The following is a 17,672-nucleotide window of genomic DNA, read 5'->3' on the forward strand; positions in this document are numbered from 1 at the left end:
ATATTTCCTCCTTAATGTCTGATCACCCGAACCGGGAAATCGTATTGGCTGATTTGACGTTCAATACGCTCCAGATCGGCATCATTAAGACTCAAATCCCCTTGGACGGTGTAGTCCATATCCAGTTGCCTGTATTTGTTTATCCCCAACTTGTGATAAGGAAGCAAATCGATGCCTTGGAAATTCTGATATCCCTTATAGGGAAGTAGAAACTCTATCGTTTTGCGAATCGTGTCCTCATCATCATTGAGCCCCTTCATGAGCGGCATCCGCACCTTCACGTTGTGTTTGCGGATAATCAGTTCCCGTAAATTTTCGAGAATGCGCTCGTTGCGCACACCGGTCAGTTCATAATGACGGTCAGAATCCATATGCTTCAGGTCGTACAACAGCAGATCGATAAATTCCGCCATTGCCAAAATCGTTTCCAGCTTTGTATACCCCGAGGTTTCGATCGCTGTATGGATTCCGGAACGCTTGCACTCTTTGAGCAGACGGATTGCAAATTCGGGCTGCGTGCTTACTTCGCCGCCACCCAAAGTAACACCACCGCCGGACGTATGGTAGAACAGAGCATCCTGCTGCACAATTTCCATCACTTCCGATACTGTCATATCCATTCCGACGATGGAGAGTGCCTGCGCGGGACAAACCTTTTCACAGGCCCGGCAGCCGATGCAATCACTCATTCGGTCAATCAAATGCCGCGGTTTGGACGAATCGTGCGGGCCGACCGTGGAAAAACGGTGGATTTCCTGGGGACAGACCGCAATACAAGCACCGCAATCAGTACACAGGTCTCGTTTGTACATCACTTGATATTTCTTTTTCAGACCCTCCGGGTTAGAACACCACTGACAGCGCAGAGGACATCCCTTGAAAAAAATGAGCGTCCGGATACCGGGGCCATCGTATATGGAATATTTTTGGATGTTAAAAATGCGTGCCCGCCTTTCCGGCATGCCTGACTCCATAGCTACTCTCCTTCCTTGCCGCATATCTACTTCTTCCCCGGCCCGGCAAGCCGGGGAAGAAGCGCGGGTCTTCTTAGAAATGATCAATCATCGTTCTGCTGATGATCTCATCCTGTACTTCTTTGCACAGTTCCACAAAGTATGCACTGTAGCCGGCGACGCGAATGATCAGATCGCGATATTGGTCGGGATTTTGCTGTGCTTTAAGCAGCGTTTCATTATCCACATAACTGAACTGCATTTGACCGTTGCCGAGAATGGAGGCCGTCCGCAGCAGATTAATCAGTCCGTTCTCTCCTTCAGGCGTTTCCAGCAAACCACGCAAAATCTTAAAGTTATGCACCATTCCGATATTCATAGCCTCGACATCCATCTTGCTCACCGATTTGATGACGGCCGTCGGCCCCTTTTTGTCATGCCCCTGGGTAGGGCTGATGCCATCGGACAGCGGCAACCATGCTTTGCGTCCATTGGCTGTAGCGCCGGTCATCGCGCCGAAAGGCGTATTGTTCGAGATGGAAAGCGTGCCGTGACTGAAAGTGGAGAACAGGGTTTTAAATTTTCGGTGATAGTTTTCCGTCCACCCGATGATATCAGCGGCGATGCAATCGGCATAATCGTCGTCGTTTCCATATTTAGGTGCGTTCAGACAATCCCTTTGAATCTGCTCATAACCTTCGAAGTCGGCGAGAAGCGCATCACGGATTTGTTCGAGCGTATATTTTTTGTCATCGAAAACCAGCTTCTTGATCGCGGCCATGGAATCAGCGTAAGTCGCTAATCCAGACCAGACCAAACCAGGCCCCCAGTTATACATGGCGCCGCCGGCAGACACGTCACGACCATTCTCCATCGTGCCTTCAAACATGATCGACATCAGCGGCTTCGGTGCGTAGTCGCGATGAACACGCTGGCTGATGACGGTGCCCACGGCCGAAAGCTCGGTGATGTACGCCACCTGCTTCTTGACCGCCGCTTCAAATTCCTCATAGGTCGTAAAATTGCGCAAATCGCCCAGGTCCAATCCTTGCTTGCTTCCGTGCCAGAGCATATGACCACGGTTAAGGACAAACTCAATGGCAATCGGCCACTGGGTATATCCGGTTGAGGTCCATTGATACAAACGGCCGGATTTTTGCGGCTCCACACAGCCCATCAAACAGTAATCGCGGGCATCTTCGATACTGCAGCCCTTCATCAACATCATCTTGATGTGAGAATCATCGAAATGGCAGGCCGGAAAGCCCAATCCTGCACGAACAACATCCACAATTTTCTTCAGGTATTTCTGAGGAGAATTGTTGTGTATCCGGCAAGCAAGCGAAGGCTGGTAAACTCCGACATGACGGACTGCATCCATGAGCAGATAAGTCAGGTCATTACAAGCGTCGCCGCCCTCCCGTTTTTGCCCACCGACACACATATTAATGAACGGCTGGTAACCGGCGAAAAACTTGGAGCCGCCCTCGCTGGAAATCCACATCACTTCTGAACATTTGATCAAGAAACAGCCTGCAATCTCGAACGCTTCCAAGTCTGTCAATCGGCCGGCTTTTTTGTCCGCCTCATAGAAAGGATACATGTATTGGTCCACACGGCCGATCGACATGCCGGTCTGGTTCTCTTCCACAACCAGCAAAGATTCCACGGTCCAGACCGCCTGCATGGCCTCATGGAACGTAGTAGGCGCATGGGCCGGTACGCGTGCGTTGATCTCGCCGATTTTTTGCAGCTCCGCTTTGCGCTTCGGATCTTTTTCCTTTGCAGCCAGTTGGTAAGCGTAATCAGACAGCCGTTTGGCATACGCCATCACACCTTCGGTAGTGTCCAGCACGGATTTGTAGTAATAGATTTTTTCGATGTCTTCGGGGTTTTGCATGGACAATTGCGCAAGATGGTCCTTAGCCTCCTGCTGAATATCCAGCATCCCTTTCTTCATGAGAATGACATCATAGCCTGGATTGGAGTCGCCGCCGCCGTTGATCTGATGGTAGGACAGATCGCTGACAAACGCCTCTCCAGAAAACTCCCAAATACCAGCATCCCGGTATTGCTGCTCGCAAACTTCATCCACCGATTTCCCTTCCCAGAAAGGAAACAGCTCCTCGTGCATAATCCGTTTGTCTTCCTCGGATATGTAAAAAGGGTCCTGAGGACGGTTGTGAATCGTTTCCAGCTCATCCCGCGTCCAGCGCCAGGCGATGTCCGGCGAGAAGGCGCCTGCTCGCGGCGCACCGCAAGGATGACCGACGATCAGCTCGTTGTCCTGAATGAGTAGCGGCGCCTCTTCACATGCTTTTCGAAAAGCCTTGGCACGCAGCATGATCGCCGGCAGACCCGGATTTTCCTTGTACACTTGGGTAAAGGCTCGCGCACGGTAGGTTGTAATGCTAGGCGTAGCGGTCAAATAATGCTCTTTCAAAGCCCGCAAACGTTCGGTCATTCCATCCGGGTATGCACAGTCTTCCTTCCGCAGGTTGTTAGAGATGCCTGCAGCTGGTGGCTCGGCTCCCTTTTCCGAAAGCTCTTTTGAAATACCTTGAAACAGCTTCATGATCGCTTCACGTTCTTGGGGAGACATAGCCTTCGTAGCCTGAGCAAACTTGCTTGAAAACTCATGAATATCCAATATCATTCCCTCGCAATCTTGTGAAATTTTATACAAACCTAATTTCTCGAAATACGACGCCGCCCTTTAAAAGGACGCCGAATGCGTTTCTTCTTAATTTAAAAGCTCTTGCGGTAAATGAACTCCAGTTCCGTTTCCGTTGGCTGACGAGGATTGGTTGGTGTACAGCGGTCCGCCATCGCGGTCTGTGCCATACGGGACAGCGCCTCATCGAAAGCATCCCGCTCAATTCCCAGCTCACCGAATCCGTCTTCGATGCCGATGGACTTTTTCAGCTTCCCGATCGCCTGGATTAGACTTACGGTTCCTTCACGGGCAGTTCGGGCTGGCAAATTCAGCAATGAAGCGAGCCGGGCATAACGTTCGCACACCCTGTCATTGATTTTCCCGCTCAAATTGGCGTTATACTCCATCACTGCCGTAAGAAGCAGAGAATTCGCCCGTCCATGAGGAATATGAAACGTACCGCCCAAGGCGTGCGACAAACTATGAATGATGCCCAGACCGGCGTTTGTAAAAGCCATCCCTGCCATACAGGACGCATTCTGAACCCGGTCCCGCGCCTCTGCATCCGCTGGATCGTGGTAAAGCGCTTCCAGATGAGCAAAAACCAATTGAACGGACTTTTCAGCCAGTGCATCGGTAAAGTCTGTTGCTTTGGTGGAGACATAAGCCTCCAACGCATGGGTCAGAACATCCATTCCGGTGTCCACCACCACTTTGTTCGGTACATGCTTGGTGCAGGTGGAATCGAGAATCGCGATGTCCGGCGCAATAAAATCGTCCACTACACAGATTTTGTCTCCGTCCACGGTAATCACCGAAAAGTCGGTCACTTCCGATCCGGTACCGCTCGTGGAAGGAATGGCGATAAATAAAGGTTTGACAAAAGGGACGTTTTTCTCCGACGCATATTGCCGGGCAAAGTACAGCACTCCTTTCGCCGTATCAATGACAGAGCCGCCGCCCAGCGCCACCAATACATCTGCACCGCTTTCCCAATACACCTTAAGCGCTTCGGCCACTATATTTACGTCGGGATCGGGCTTAACATCGGTAAACACCGAAGTGGAGATTCCCCGGCTTTGCAGAAGATCAACCGTCTGTCCCAGATATCCCAGCTTCTCCATGATTTGATCAGAAACGACGCAGGCTTTAGTACCTTGAATTTCCGCCAGCTTTTCCAGCGACCCTTTGCCTGCGTATACTTTCGATTTAATAAGAAAGATGTCGTTCATAACGGTTACCTCCCTTGAATTTCTTCCGACAACCATTCCCTAAGACGGAAGGGCGTAGCGGGCAATGATTTTTTCAATATCCGGGTGCGGCGTGGGAATAACGTTTGAACAGTACACCTCGGCCCCCATCGCTTGCACGGCGGCGACACCGGCTTCTACTGCGGCCTTTACAGCTCCTACATCGCCGCTGACAAGGACTGATATATAACCGGATGCCACGTTTTCGTAACCGATCAAATCTACATCGGCCGCTTTACACATGGCATCCGCCGCTTCCATGACGAATACAAGCCCAAAGGTTTCAATGAAACCCAGTGCATCCAGCTTGCTCATGAACTTTCCTCCTTTCCCGGCACATTATGTGTCAATATCGTGGGCCTTCACAATGCCTGCAATAGAGCGAAGCGGACGCGGCATTACATTGTGAGCGGTGACTTTACCGATCTTCGCCGCCGCGGAAGCACCTGCCTCTACTGCCGAACGAACCGCCGCGACATCGCCTTTTACCATTACCGTTACGAGCGTGGAACCAACATTTTCGTAGGATACCAAAACGACGTCTGCCGCTTTCAGCATAGAGTCCGCCGCTTGGATGGCGGGAACCATGCCCAGCGTTTCCACAAGCCCGAGAGCTTCTTCTCCCTGGTATTCCATTCGAACCTCTCCTCACTTGGGTAATTTCCTATGTAAATCCGCTTATCGGATACTTAACTTCTCATTCAGGTTAACACACACCTATCCCGTTATTATTGAAGATTCGGTAGTTGATTTTAGCACTCCTGTGCCCCTCTTGCCGACAATCTTGTACAAAAATGTCTTTCTTGCACCGCTTATACCATAACGCCCCGTGTGCTCTCTCGCTTCGTTGATTTCCTCCTTCTGTATTGCTATAATGATGACAAAAACGGCTCGGCGGGTTGGATGCGATACTACGCATACACATTGAATGCCAAGAAAAGGTCGCCTATGAAACCTTTATCCAACTTTTTCTCCGAAAACATGAATATGGAAGATATGGTGCAGCAAAAACTCCGTCTTTTTTTTAAAGATGAGAGCATTGTATTTGACAAGTCCCGTTATGCGGGCGGTTTGACTAATTATAATTACATTATGAAAGTTCACGGGAAGGAATATGTCATTCGCAAGCCCGGTAACCTGACGGATCAAATGATCGATCGCAAGATAGAGCGAGTGAACAACGGGATCGCCTCCGAGTTTGGCGTAAATTCGGAGTGTGTTTACTTTGATGAAGAAAGCGGCATTAAAATCAGCAGGTATATCCCCGACAGCAAAACGCTTGCTGCGGCGGACCCCTTTGCTTTGCAAAGTCTGCGGGCCGTTTCTTCCTTGCTGAAGAAAATTCACGGCAGCCCCAAGCATTTCCCTAACACATTTGATTGGCTCAGTGAACTGGCTAAATATGAATCGATCGTCATGCGAATAAACGGTGAACTGTTCTTTGACTATGCTTCTCTGAAAGAACAATTGCTCCGTTTCATGCAAGACTATCTCAAAGACGTCATTTCCGTTCCTTGTCATAATGATACGGTGCCGGAAAATTTTCTTGCAGACTCAAGCGGCTCCGTCTATTTAATTGATTGGGAATACTCCGGAATGAACGATCCGGCCTTTGATATTGCCGCGTATATCATCGAGTCGCGCTTGACGTCCGAGGCGATTAACCAATTGTTTGAGGCTTATTACGGCAATGCGTTTACGAAGAATGACCTGATGAAGGTCAAATGTTATATGATGGCCCAGGATTTGTTATGGACCGTGTGGGCGCTGCTTCGCCATTATACGGGGGATGATTACTTGGATTACTGCTGGCTCCGCTATAACCGCCTGCGCAGAAATATTCAAGTATTAAGCATGCGTCCGGATTACCCTATTGCCGACATGGTCACGGCCTAGTAATCGGTACAAGATGCTAGCAAAAAGAACCTCAAAACTCCACGCTTAAGCGGGAGATGAGGTTCTTTTTATATACCAAATTCAACGGCAAATAGGCTTATTTATTGCCCTCCAAAAATCAGGTCCGTAATCCCTGTTCTCAATAACAACCTGTAAATCACAGTCCGATAATTCCTCTCCAACGGTCAGCCGATTTACTTTGTTATAAATAGGAGAGCCAAAAGAGAACTCCACCTGCCTAGCATCTAAATCAAACAATATAGAATGGACCGTTCCAAAATTTTGTCTATAATTGTGCACAGTTAGCCCCTCAGGATACTCTTTTAACGTTAAATTTCGCAGGTCGTTCTTCGAAATGAAATCATTGCTTGTGAACATATCGTTCATTAAGTTGTACCGTATGCTAGACTGCTCCAACATCCCGCTTTCTCTTCGCGAAATATGAGGAAAGAGCGCATGATTCGTTGCAATCATGAACCCTGCTTTATGATCAGCTCTTTCCACCGCTTTTTCCCCATCATAAGTTGCTATTAAAGCAGCGTTCCCCTTAGCATCGGCTAAAAGCAAATTCATGTTGGCTCCAATAGGCATATCCTCTAAATAAGTAATGGCTTCCTCAACATCCTTACAATTTTCCAGCAAAGCTCTGACGATCACCATAAACTGCAGTCCTTTTACAACAGGCTTTTTCATCCCCGGATGGTTTCCAATCGGTATACCGCATGAAGCGAAAGCTACACAAAATCCCTTTTCATTTAACCCTTCGCTTCGTCCGAAACAAGAAACGGAAAAGCCGGTATGACTGTATTTCCCCTTCACTTTTGTTGAACATAATCTCATATCAGATATCACAGGGGATAGATCATAGTTTCTAAGAACATAGGTTTTTCGATCATTTGTTTTCGTCGGTAAAACCGCTCCAATACTACATCCTCCAGGCTGGAGCAAAGCTTCATCAAAAAAAGCAAGAAACCTGGGTTTTACCCCCAGTGCGTCTGCAAAGCCTTGCAGTTCTTCGTTTAAACCTGGACAATATTGGTTCATTAACTGTCTCATTTCATTAAGTTTTGTCTCCCCTACTGGCATAGACGATAAAATTGCCTGCATTGCATCTTCATTCTTTTTCACCTCATCCCCTTGCCTGCTGCCAATCTCGTAACTGCTGCCTTCAAGCCAAGAAAAATAAGTCTGCATTGAATTCATACTCGCTCTCCCCCAGTTCAAATGAATAACGTTTGTATAAAAAGAATAAACCCTCCAGCAGGTGGAGAGTTTAGCCGCTTTTTCATAAATGCTATTGTTCATTCACTATTCATTCTTAACAACGGGTATACATATTTTGGTGATAAAATCTGATGGATGTAGGGATAAATCTGGTCGTATGTCTCCAACCTTGAAGTCAGATGGAACAAGACCTTTTTCATAAATCTCAAACGCTTTCCCTGACTGCGTCAAATTCTGTTCCTCAATCCAGTTTTTCAACTTTTCATAACCTGCGCTCAGCTCTGAATATGGACCTTTAACCATCAGACATCCATATGTACCAGCGGGTAAAATTCGGCAACCGTCCATTTTATCGGAATCTTTGATCGGAAGAAGCAGCTCGACGTCTACCTCTTGTTGGTCTAAAAATCTTTCATGAAAAATGGCCATTAGCTTGCCTGTTACGACAAGTTGAAAAGCGTACACTCGATCAAACAACTTTCTCACCAAATCATCGATAAATTGGACTTTTATGTTCTCACGAATCGTATACACCTGTATTTCCTCCCGCTTTTCCATAAAACAATCGGATAAAAAAGGTCCTGGGAGGATCGAAGCCCCTCTATCGATTTGTGTTTTCAAACGGTCCATGTCTTCGATTTGTTTCGCAATTTGCTGTTTGAGTTCCTCGAGTTCATCAATCTTATGCTCCAATATACTTTGCCATTTTTCACGATCCGCGCTATCCATAAATTCCTTTATATTCGCCAAGGAGATATGACAGCTTCTTAGCAGCATAATTTTTTTCACCGTTTGTATGTGGTCATAATCATAATATCGATAGTTCGTTTCAGGATCTATATAGGATGGTTTAAGCAATCCAATGTCGCTATAGTAACGCAGTGTTTTTACAGGAACATTACATATTTCGGAAAATCTCCCGATGGAATACACGTTATGATCCTTTCAACGAAAGTTTCATTATAAATTGCTCACCAAGTGGCCCCATTTTTCTCTTACCTGTGTCTACAAAACATACTCTTGAATATAGCCGTTGAGCCGGGAGATTTTTATGATTCACAGCTAAGACGATTTCATCACAATTAGGAAATTCTGATTTAACAAAATCACTTAATAACAGCATACCTTGCTTGGCATAACCTTTTCCTTGTTTCACATGATTAATTGATAATGCAGTTAACAGCATAGCTTTTGGATTATTTGAATACTCTTTTACGCGTTCAGTTGAATGTAATAAAAAGAAACCTACAGGTTCATGATCACTGACAATAACAATCCGATGCTGCCCTTCTGCACCCTCTAACATCTCGCTTGGCAATGCAGTAAACTGCTCTTGTTCTTCAGGGAGTTCAAAAGAATGAAGCACTTCCAAATGTTCATCCGAAAACATTTTCATCTCAACATAATCCACTTTTCCCATAGCGTTACTGCTCCTTGGTTTTTATTTGTAATCTAACGAGAATTATCGTCATTATTATAGAAATTAGCGATCCTTCATAGGGTAAGGCATTAATAAAACACCTAAAACATGCTTAAAATTCAAACCCATCAAGAACGATACGGAATATGTCAATACATATGTCTATAGTATAATCAACCAACCTAAACACATTTACGAAAAATGATATATCTTTGTTTCAACTTTTACACCCCTATTTTGAAAAATGAAAAAAGTCGCCAAAAAAGGCGACTTAATAACTAACTGTTCAAAATAAAATCGTGAATATCATATAATTAGCAGGGAGATTCCTAAGCCTATTAATCGAATTCATAATACCACCAATTAATCCTTAAGATATCACTATGCCCCATAATTATTAGGACATATATTTATTGCGACTATTAACTAATCAATGAACTTAATGGCCATACGTACGAATTATCTCCAGAAAGAAGTCAAACTCAATATAAAGTGATTCGTTCCGTAAGAAGATATGTGTTAATTAGACTTCTCAATTTTTTCTAAAAACAACTCTATTCTTTTGTAGAAATTAACAATGTTTTTTGATTTAATCAAAGAATGACCTTCGTCAGGAAAGGTGATATATTCCACTTTATTGTTATACTTAATAAGTGCATTGTAAAAAATATTAGTATCATCCACATCAATTCTAGGATCTTCTCCACCTTGGAATAATAATAATGGTGCACTTATCTTATTAACCAAATGTAATGGCGATTTGCTCCACAATTTGCTTTCTTCACCATCAGGATCACCGACTCTAGTATCCAAAAACTCTTTGAAATATGGCCAATATAAATGGCTCTTCCTCAAGAATGTCACTAAATTAGTCGGAGGTGAATAGGCAATTACTCCACTACATAACTCATATTCATCAGCTGAAGCCATTAAAGCAGAATACCCTCCATATGACCAACCATAAAAAATAACTTTCTCAACTGAGCAATATCCGTTTTCTATTATAAAATTTATTCCTTGATAAATATCTTGTTGCATAAATTCTCCCCACTGTTTATTCCCAGCGTCAAAAAATCTCTTTCCGTATCCTGTTGAACCACGATAATTAATCTTCATAAGGGAATATCCACGACTTAAAAAAAATTGTTGTTCAGGTTCAAATGTCCAGATATCTCTCGTCCACGGTCCTCCATGTATTTTCACGATAAGAATACGCTTATCCTCAGTGTGATTTTTTGGACATGAAATGTAGCCATCAATATATATATCATCAGTCGTTTTGAATGAAAAAGGCTTAGTCTCATTTAATTTATATTTCATAATTTCTGGTCTAGTATTAAAAAGAAATTTCAAGACACTTTGTTTTCTTGAATAAATATAGTATTGGGGAGGGGTAATATCTGAATAGTTAACAAGTAACCAATACATATCATCTATTGTAGTGCTGACTATTTTAAAGCAACCTTTTAGTTTGCTTTTAATCAGTTTAAAATCACTTTCAATTTTCCGAGAGATATACGCCCATTCAGGAAACTGCTTCTCAACGCATATTGCGAGTAGTTCCGTTTTACTACTATCCAAAATTATTGAATCGGTATCATATTTTAGATCTTCATAGACTAAAAATCTACTACCTGATACTAAATCATATTTACTAACTGAAGTAGTATTGGTATATTTATTATCCAAAACAAATAGAGAATTTCCTTCGAGTAGATAATAAGATTCCAGGCTCTCGGATAATTCAAAGTTCCAAACATCAATTAGTTTACATTCACATTTAGTTTCTGAAAATAGAAACAAGCTTGCCTTTCTCTTGATAATTTTCCCTACTACTTCATTGTTACAATCAAATATCCAATCATAAATTTTTCCTTCATAGTTTTCCTCAATAACATCATAACTTTTAGTATTAATATCGAGCCTTACCAAACATGGATATATCAGATCAGCCTTGGTAACCTTTATAAAAATTAGATAAGGATCTACCAGATTATATGCTTGTATTTCAATATGACAATTATTATACGGAGAGATATCAGTTATTTCACCTGATTCCAAGCATAATAAATAGAGTCTAAATTTTTCGTTCCCATTATTATCTGATAATATGAATATATTTTTACTATTAAAGCACCAAAAGTAATCTCTTATAACACCATCAAAATGGTAAGTCTGAAACAAACTTGATGTACTTACACTCTTAACTATAATAGAATTAATAGATTCTAAATGTGAGAGGTATGATATATAACTACCGTCCGGGGATAAGCGGGGCATTAAAGAGGACGATCTATTGAATAAAACATCAATTGGTAGTATCACAATTCTCTCCTTCCACAAGTTTGTTGAACTACTTTCAATATCCAGAATACATTTACATATAATACCGGACAGCTCTATTGTTTGTTAAAAATAGAATATTATCAGAAAATTGTTGGGACAGCACCGCCATCAACTTTCCAACTTACTCCATTAACTTCACTTTTACATAAAAATTCAATAGTATCAAATACAGTTTCTAATGGGGTTAGTTTTTCTGAAGTATTAAATGGGTATGCTCCATTCAACGTTGCGCTAACTGTTTCAGAAAATGATACGTTATTTTTTTTAGCAGTATTCAGGTAATTTTCCACATAATAATCAGTTGCTAATGGACCTAAAAGTAAAGAATTAATTGTAACACTGGTGTTTTTTAATGACTGCGCAAGTGCCCTAGATATATTTAGCAATGCCGATTTACTACTTGCATATGCCGCTATTTCTGGTCTAACTTGAATAGATGACTCTGTATTTATCATTATGATTTTCCCAATGTCTCTTAAAAGCATACTAGGGATAACTTCTTGAGTAATTATAAAAGGTGCGACAGTATTTACATTATAATGAGATAGTAGATCCCTATAATCTAAATCCATAATGTCGCAACTTTCAAAGTGACAGGCATTGTTTATTAGAATGTCTACTGGACCATAATACCTTAATATTTCTTGCATTTTTTTTCGTAAATTTGCTACATCGTTAAAATCGTATTGTACATAAATAGAATTATCGTATTCTTTAAGATAAGAACTCTCGATATTCCTCCTACCCATTGCAATAACCTTAATATCATTATTAAGTAGTTTTTTCGTAATGAATTCCCCTAATCCGTCTGTAGCTCCAGTTACAATAACAACTTTATCTTTCCAAATACTCACATAAAAGCCTCCCGCATCAAGATATTTGTTCAATTATTATTTCCTTCTATCTTATAAGTTCAGTTATGTCTCTAGTGATGTATTATACTGATTTATCCTTTAACCCTTTGGTTAAACTCAATAAGTATTCTGATCTGTCTAACGGATTAAAACCGCTTCTTTTTTTAATAGGTAACTCGTTTTTATTAATAATCTCCCGAAATGAAAAAGGTTCTGATATAAAATTCCCTTCTCCCTCGGCTAAATTCTTAATTTTTTTATTAATTTTATTGATCTCCGAAACAGGGACAGTTCCTTTTAGATGTACATTCAAATTTTTACTAGCATGATAAAGTATTTGAGCTCTTGATTTGATCAAAAACGATACAATTTTATCTAAATTTTTTGAGGTTGTGTATAGATTAAAATAATTGATAGGTTCAAAAATATTAGTCTCTGCTTTATGCAATGCATGCATAAGTACTATAGGGGTTAGATTTCTAAAATCAGCAGCTGTGCTTATCGGACTTATATAATTCACTTCATAAAGTGTAACTTTGATACCTTTTACTTCCCATCCATATAACCCCTGCTCCAAAGTTAGTTTTATTGATTCTTCGATGGCATTATAAAATGCTTGAGGTAGAGCTCCTTTCTCAGTAAGAATTTCATATTCAAAGTCCTTCCGATCAAAAGAAGGTTCTACTTTCAATCCAATAGTAGCAATAAAAGGATTGTGACTATCTCCTATTTTTTCAATATGTCTTCCTTCTCCAATAGGTTTCTCAATATAAACTATGCTCGTCTCTCCAAATTGAACTTGCAAATTATAATCTTCTTCTAAAGTATGATGTATAAATTCCTTTTGTATTTCTCCAAAAATACGAAGCTTAATTGAATTATTTATGGGATCTTTTGATATGTGAATATTGGGATCGGCATTACTCAATGATTTTAGAATAATAAATAATTTATTTTCTTCACTTGGATCCTTTGATCTAACTGAAACCTCCATATTGGGTTGTGTAAACTTAATTTTTTTTATTAATTCGGTATCATAACCAAGAACATCTCCAATATTAAGATCAGAGTTATGAATAACACCAATATCATTACAAGCAATCATATCGGTCTCTACTAGTTTCCCACGTTCTAATTTACTTAACTTTTTTATTTTCAGTAATCCTGAATTGACACCGTGATTACTAATTACATTAACTATATCACCTCTATTGATACACCCTGCGAACAAACGAAAAAAACACTTGTTATTGGCAGCTAGTAATGAATTTTCCTTCTTAAACACGAGACCTGAAAGCAGGACATTTTGTCTCTTATTTATGGGAATATAATCAGAAATAGCTTGCAATAATTCAACTATTCCCACACCGTTGATAGCAGAACCTATAATTACAGGCGAAACCATGCAAAGACTAACTTGATTTTTAAACTCTTCATAAATCATTTTGGATTTTATTTCTCCATGTTGCATGAATTCAGAGATCAATTCATCATTATTTACAGATAAAATATCAACTAATTCTAATTCTAAGGAAGACCAGTCTTTTTTCTTTATCTTAATTTTGTTTTTTTCTAATATCTCTAAGTTGTATAAATTAATGACATGTATAAAATCCTTTAGCTGCTGAATTACCTTATTTACATCAGCACCTGTGCGATCTAATTTATTTATAAAAATGATAGTAGGGATTTTTAATTTAATTAAAGAATCAAGTATTATCTTTGTTTGAGCTTGAATTCCTTCTACTCCCGAAACAACGAGTACTGCACCATCTAAAACAACTAGCGATCTCTCTACTTCTGAAATAAAATCTGCATGACCAGGAGTGTCAATAAGATTTATTTTTATATCATTAAAATAGAAAGAAATCGGAGAAGCTTTTATTGTTATCCCCCTTCGTCTTTCTATATTTAAAGAATCAGTTTGTGTATCCCCATTATCGACTTTACCAACTTTTTTTATTGTTTTTGTTTGGTAAAGTAAATTTTCCGTTAACGACGTCTTACCAGCATCAACATGAGCAACAATTGCTATATTTAAATATTTCATGCTAGATACTTCCTTTATATATAAAATAAGCTGTTAATTAAGCACACCTTAAAAGGATATTAAGGCATAATAAAAAAACGACATTGATAACAACAATTGGCAGTGTGTTTTATTATTTCTAAAATAATTAAACAAATATAGTTTGTTGTATACTGTGCAAATAATATGGACCATCCTACTAGACAGTCCGTGAAACGATAACAGTAATAGTTAACCCCCGTTACAATGGTTGATATCTATTATTTTCGCGGTAAATAATTATTACATGATGTTTCTGGCTATCAAGAATAAGATAATCAATATCTTTTTCTTAACGAAATTTCATTTAGCAATTCTTCAGTAAAATGGTGAATTTTTAACTTCACATGATCATTCATATTGCTGAGCTCTTTTTCAGATAAAGACAACTGACGATTAATTGTATATGTATGAAAATTCCTCAATATTATGCGCAAAGAATTTAAAGTGTTAGCCCCACAATATGAGCTTCCGGAAGTTGATACTATTCCAACAACGATTCCTTTAAGATCGTCTATAACCAAGTGGTCCAAAAAATTCTTTAATGCTCCACTAAATGAGCCATGATATTCAGGACTTCCAAAAACTATAGCTTCTGATTGACATATAGTATTCAATTTTTCTTGAAAATTACTATTTCTAGGCTTATCAGGAGTGAACATTTCCAGATTTAGATCTCTAACACTAAATATGTTAACATCCCCCCCTTTTCCTCGAATGTTTTCCCCTATCATTTCCAATAATAACTTGGTATTCGAATTATCACTCATACTACCTGAAATTAACGATATCATTAAAAAAACAAATCCTTTCTACAAAACCTAATACTCGATATGGCTTACTATTCATCCATTTATATATTTCTCATTTTAGAAACTTAAGTGTGAGCGATACTTAACACTAATAAAATCAAGAGATTAAGTACTAATTTAAAGATAAATCATGACTGTAATCGTTCACATCTACAAATGTCAAAAAGTAAAAAGCTCCCCAATTTGATCCTATAGCCATATAGCCATTACTTGAGATCCCAGGTGCTGAGTGTACACCACGCGGAAATTTCTTTTTCCAGATTTCCTGACCATTTAGATGGTCCACACAATATAAGCATTCTTCTAAAGTGACATAAACAAAATTACCATCTGGTAAGACTGTTAAAGGAGTATACAACATTTTTTTCCCATCATTATACTTTTTCCATACTAGACTTCCATTAAGAATATTTAGAGCATACATATAACCATCATCACTTCCAATTGCAACGGTTCCATTACTTATTGCCGCGGAAGTATTAACCGGTCCCCCTGTTTCATATTCCCATAGAATATCTCCATTTTCAGTATTGAATCCATATATCAAATTACCATTGGAGCCAATTACACCAATTTTATTTTCATAATCTAGGGCAGGGGTTGAATCCACATCCCCATTTGTACTGAAAGTCCAAAGTTCTTGCCCATTGTTATTAATGCAAATAACTTTTTCTCCAGTTCCAAATATAATGTCATTTGATTCGGTTAATGAAGGTGAGCTGTAGATATCCTCTTCAATCTGTTCGTTATAAATTTTACTCCATAAACATTCACCAGTATTAGTATCCAAAGCATATACATGATGATCATAGCAGGTAACAAAAACCACTGATTTACAGTGGCTTACTGTAGGAGTTGAATGTATTCGATCCTTTGCTTTAAACTCCCACTCAATCTCTCCAACAATATTAATTCTACGTAATATGCCATCCTCCCCACCTAATATGAAGCTTTTCTCATTTATTATCGCTGGAGAACTGTAAATAGGACTTGTCAACTTCAATTCCCAATCCAGGTTCATTTTTTTTAGGTTATAACATCTTAGAATATGATCCCAACCACCTATAACGACTGTATATTCATTAACAAAGGAAGGTATGCTCCAAAACTCAGTGGGTTTCAGCATTTCACAATAAATTGATGGTTCAATTCTATAATTAACTTTAGTTGACCAGTTAAAATTCCAACTTCGTAAATCCATCTTATTTTTATACCAGTATTTTTTCATTTTTTAATCTCCTATATTTCATTTCACACATTAAGTCCTATCGAAGAATAAATATTAACTTATATACCGTATATTTGAGGAACATTAGATTATGGATGAGTTTCAGTTTAAAATACGTGAAGCAGAAAAACTCGACAATAATTATATGAAATTTCTAATATTTTCCAAATGTTCTAAACTATGAGTTGCTAAAGATTGTAATTGATTACGAAGATATACTTTCTTGTTCGAAACAATTATATAATTATTCATATAATCACCATTATTAAGTATTTCTAGCATATGCAGCCTAATGTTAATGAATATATCTAGAACATAAGTAATTGATAACTCGTTTATTGGTAAATTACCCAAACGCTGATCGTGATCAAATACATTAGTATTAAATATTTGTCCAGGAGAAGTAATATTCATCCTCAAACTTGCTAAAGAACACAGATCTTCCTCAATCAAGTGGAATAATTCCTGTTTTATAGTCCAGCCATTATTTTGCATATAATCCCAATCAACAATTGTCTTTTTTAATTCATTTACGATCTTTATTGAATCATGATACAAATCTAAAATTCTTTGGTCTTCTAATTGCCTAACACAAATAAATTGAAGTATATAACCATCTAAATCTACGACTTCAAAAACACTTTTCCATTCAAAGGATAAACTTTCCTTGGTGTACTTTAAAAAATTTTCCTTGTTGACAATTTCGTTGAATAGATCTTCATTACAATTAATATATATTCGTGTTTTGTAAGATAAAGTTTCTATTACGAAATTATCATCTCGGGATTGAAACTCACCAGTATACAAAAACAAGCTACAATCTAAAAATCTAGCTATAACTTGAGAAATTTCAACTTCTTCAATGTTAAATCCTAGTTCTTTATAAAAATTTATAGATTTCTTTAAGTTACTTACTTTTAATTTGTAATTAATCATATACTAGACCCTCATATTTATTAGATAGA

General features: G+C 39.3%; 15 protein-coding genes. 1 reads left to right on the forward strand and 14 read right to left on the reverse strand.

Translation table 11 applies throughout. The annotated features are described in order from the left end of the window. Window positions 1-11 precede the first annotated feature (11 nt). The 5 genes from cutD to C8268_RS07530 form a co-directional block, all read right to left on the reverse strand. A complete protein-coding gene (gene cutD, locus C8268_RS07510) occupies window positions 12-1,061 on the reverse strand; it encodes a choline TMA-lyase-activating enzyme (RefSeq protein WP_234032697.1) in 1,050 nt (349 codons plus the stop codon). After that, complete coding sequence (gene cutC, locus C8268_RS07515) at window positions 1,048-3,603, reverse strand: choline trimethylamine-lyase (protein WP_106767097.1); 2,556 nt, start codon at window positions 3,601-3,603, stop codon at window positions 1,048-1,050. The genes cutD and cutC overlap by 14 nt, the downstream gene beginning before the upstream one ends. 98 nt (window positions 3,604-3,701) lie before the next feature. Then, window positions 3,702-4,841, reverse strand: a complete 1,140-nt coding sequence (locus tag C8268_RS07520; protein WP_234032698.1) for a 1-propanol dehydrogenase PduQ — start codon at window positions 4,839-4,841, stop codon at window positions 3,702-3,704. Between the two features lie 39 nt (window positions 4,842-4,880). Then, window positions 4,881-5,174 (reverse strand): BMC domain-containing protein, encoded by a 294-nt coding sequence (locus C8268_RS07525; RefSeq protein WP_106767099.1) that lies wholly within the window; start codon window positions 5,172-5,174, stop codon window positions 4,881-4,883. Window positions 5,175-5,198: 24 nt separating this feature from the next. Continuing rightward, complete coding sequence (locus tag C8268_RS07530) at window positions 5,199-5,495, reverse strand: BMC domain-containing protein (RefSeq protein ID WP_106767100.1); 297 nt, start codon at window positions 5,493-5,495, stop codon at window positions 5,199-5,201. A 312-nt stretch (window positions 5,496-5,807) separates the two neighbouring features. On the opposite strand from C8268_RS07530, the gene C8268_RS07535 reads away from it, so the two are divergent. Next, window positions 5,808-6,755: a choline kinase family protein gene (locus C8268_RS07535; protein ID WP_106767101.1), complete on the forward strand. Its 948-nt coding sequence runs from the start codon at window positions 5,808-5,810 to the stop codon at window positions 6,753-6,755. An 81-nt stretch (window positions 6,756-6,836) separates the two neighbouring features. Here C8268_RS07535 and C8268_RS07540 read toward each other — a convergent pair whose 3' ends face one another. The 9 genes from C8268_RS07540 to C8268_RS07580 form a co-directional block, all read right to left on the reverse strand. Further along, window positions 6,837-7,958, reverse strand: a complete 1,122-nt coding sequence (locus tag C8268_RS07540; protein ID WP_106767102.1) for a C45 family autoproteolytic acyltransferase/hydrolase — start codon at window positions 7,956-7,958, stop codon at window positions 6,837-6,839. 105 nt (window positions 7,959-8,063) lie between these two features. Beyond that, window positions 8,064-8,912, reverse strand: a complete 849-nt coding sequence (locus C8268_RS07545) for a MerR family transcriptional regulator (RefSeq protein WP_106767103.1) — start codon at window positions 8,910-8,912, stop codon at window positions 8,064-8,066. Between the two features lies 1 nt (window position 8,913). Further along, window positions 8,914-9,399 (reverse strand): GNAT family N-acetyltransferase, encoded by a 486-nt coding sequence (locus tag C8268_RS07550; protein WP_106767104.1) that lies wholly within the window; start codon window positions 9,397-9,399, stop codon window positions 8,914-8,916. 519 nt (window positions 9,400-9,918) lie between these two features. After that, a complete protein-coding gene (locus tag C8268_RS07555) occupies window positions 9,919-11,724 on the reverse strand; it encodes a S9 family peptidase (protein ID WP_106767105.1) in 1,806 nt (601 codons plus the stop codon). Window positions 11,725-11,825: 101 nt separating this feature from the next. Next, window positions 11,826-12,599 carry an SDR family NAD(P)-dependent oxidoreductase gene (locus tag C8268_RS07560; protein ID WP_158702697.1) on the reverse strand — a complete coding sequence of 258 codons (774 nt, stop codon included), beginning with the start codon at window positions 12,597-12,599 and terminating at the stop codon, window positions 11,826-11,828. Between the two features lie 82 nt (window positions 12,600-12,681). Then, a complete protein-coding gene (locus C8268_RS07565; protein ID WP_106767107.1) occupies window positions 12,682-14,649 on the reverse strand; it encodes an elongation factor G in 1,968 nt (655 codons plus the stop codon). Between the two features lie 296 nt (window positions 14,650-14,945). Then, a complete protein-coding gene (locus C8268_RS07570) occupies window positions 14,946-15,461 on the reverse strand; it encodes an NADPH-dependent FMN reductase (protein ID WP_106767108.1) in 516 nt (171 codons plus the stop codon). 130 nt (window positions 15,462-15,591) lie between these two features. Then, window positions 15,592-16,707, reverse strand: coding sequence for an outer membrane protein assembly factor BamB family protein (locus C8268_RS07575; protein WP_106767109.1), 1,116 nt, complete (start codon window positions 16,705-16,707; stop codon window positions 15,592-15,594). A 141-nt stretch (window positions 16,708-16,848) separates the two neighbouring features. Next, window positions 16,849-17,643, reverse strand: coding sequence for a hypothetical protein (locus tag C8268_RS07580; protein ID WP_106767110.1), 795 nt, complete (start codon window positions 17,641-17,643; stop codon window positions 16,849-16,851). Window positions 17,644-17,672: the final 29 nt, after the last annotated feature.

It is taken from the genome of Paenibacillus faecalis, assembly GCF_900289175.1.
Classification (GTDB): domain Bacteria; phylum Bacillota; class Bacilli; order Paenibacillales; family Paenibacillaceae; genus Paenibacillus_AQ; species Paenibacillus_AQ faecalis.

What these genes read in the sequence shown, in the direction of transcription:
- C8268_RS07520 (WP_234032698.1), bottom strand. Translation starts at nt 4,841, where the DNA reads ATGAACGACATCTTTCTTATTAAATCGAAAGTATACGCAGGCAAAGGG.
- C8268_RS07525 (WP_106767099.1), bottom strand. Translation starts at nt 5,174, where the DNA reads ATGAGCAAGCTGGATGCACTGGGTTTCATTGAAACCTTTGGGCTTGTA.
- C8268_RS07530 (WP_106767100.1), bottom strand. Translation starts at nt 5,495, where the DNA reads ATGGAATACCAGGGAGAAGAAGCTCTCGGGCTTGTGGAAACGCTGGGC.
- C8268_RS07535 (WP_106767101.1), top strand. Translation starts at nt 5,808, where the DNA reads ATGAAACCTTTATCCAACTTTTTCTCCGAAAACATGAATATGGAAGAT.
- C8268_RS07540 (WP_106767102.1), bottom strand. Translation starts at nt 7,958, where the DNA reads ATGAATTCAATGCAGACTTATTTTTCTTGGCTTGAAGGCAGCAGTTAC.
- C8268_RS07550 (WP_106767104.1), bottom strand. Translation starts at nt 9,399, where the DNA reads ATGGGAAAAGTGGATTATGTTGAGATGAAAATGTTTTCGGATGAACAT.
- C8268_RS07565 (WP_106767107.1), bottom strand. Translation starts at nt 14,649, where the DNA reads ATGAAATATTTAAATATAGCAATTGTTGCTCATGTTGATGCTGGTAAG.
- C8268_RS07570 (WP_106767108.1), bottom strand. Translation starts at nt 15,461, where the DNA reads ATGATATCGTTAATTTCAGGTAGTATGAGTGATAATTCGAATACCAAG.
- C8268_RS07575 (WP_106767109.1), bottom strand. Translation starts at nt 16,707, where the DNA reads ATGAAAAAATACTGGTATAAAAATAAGATGGATTTACGAAGTTGGAAT.
- C8268_RS07580 (WP_106767110.1), bottom strand. Translation starts at nt 17,643, where the DNA reads ATGATTAATTACAAATTAAAAGTAAGTAACTTAAAGAAATCTATAAAT.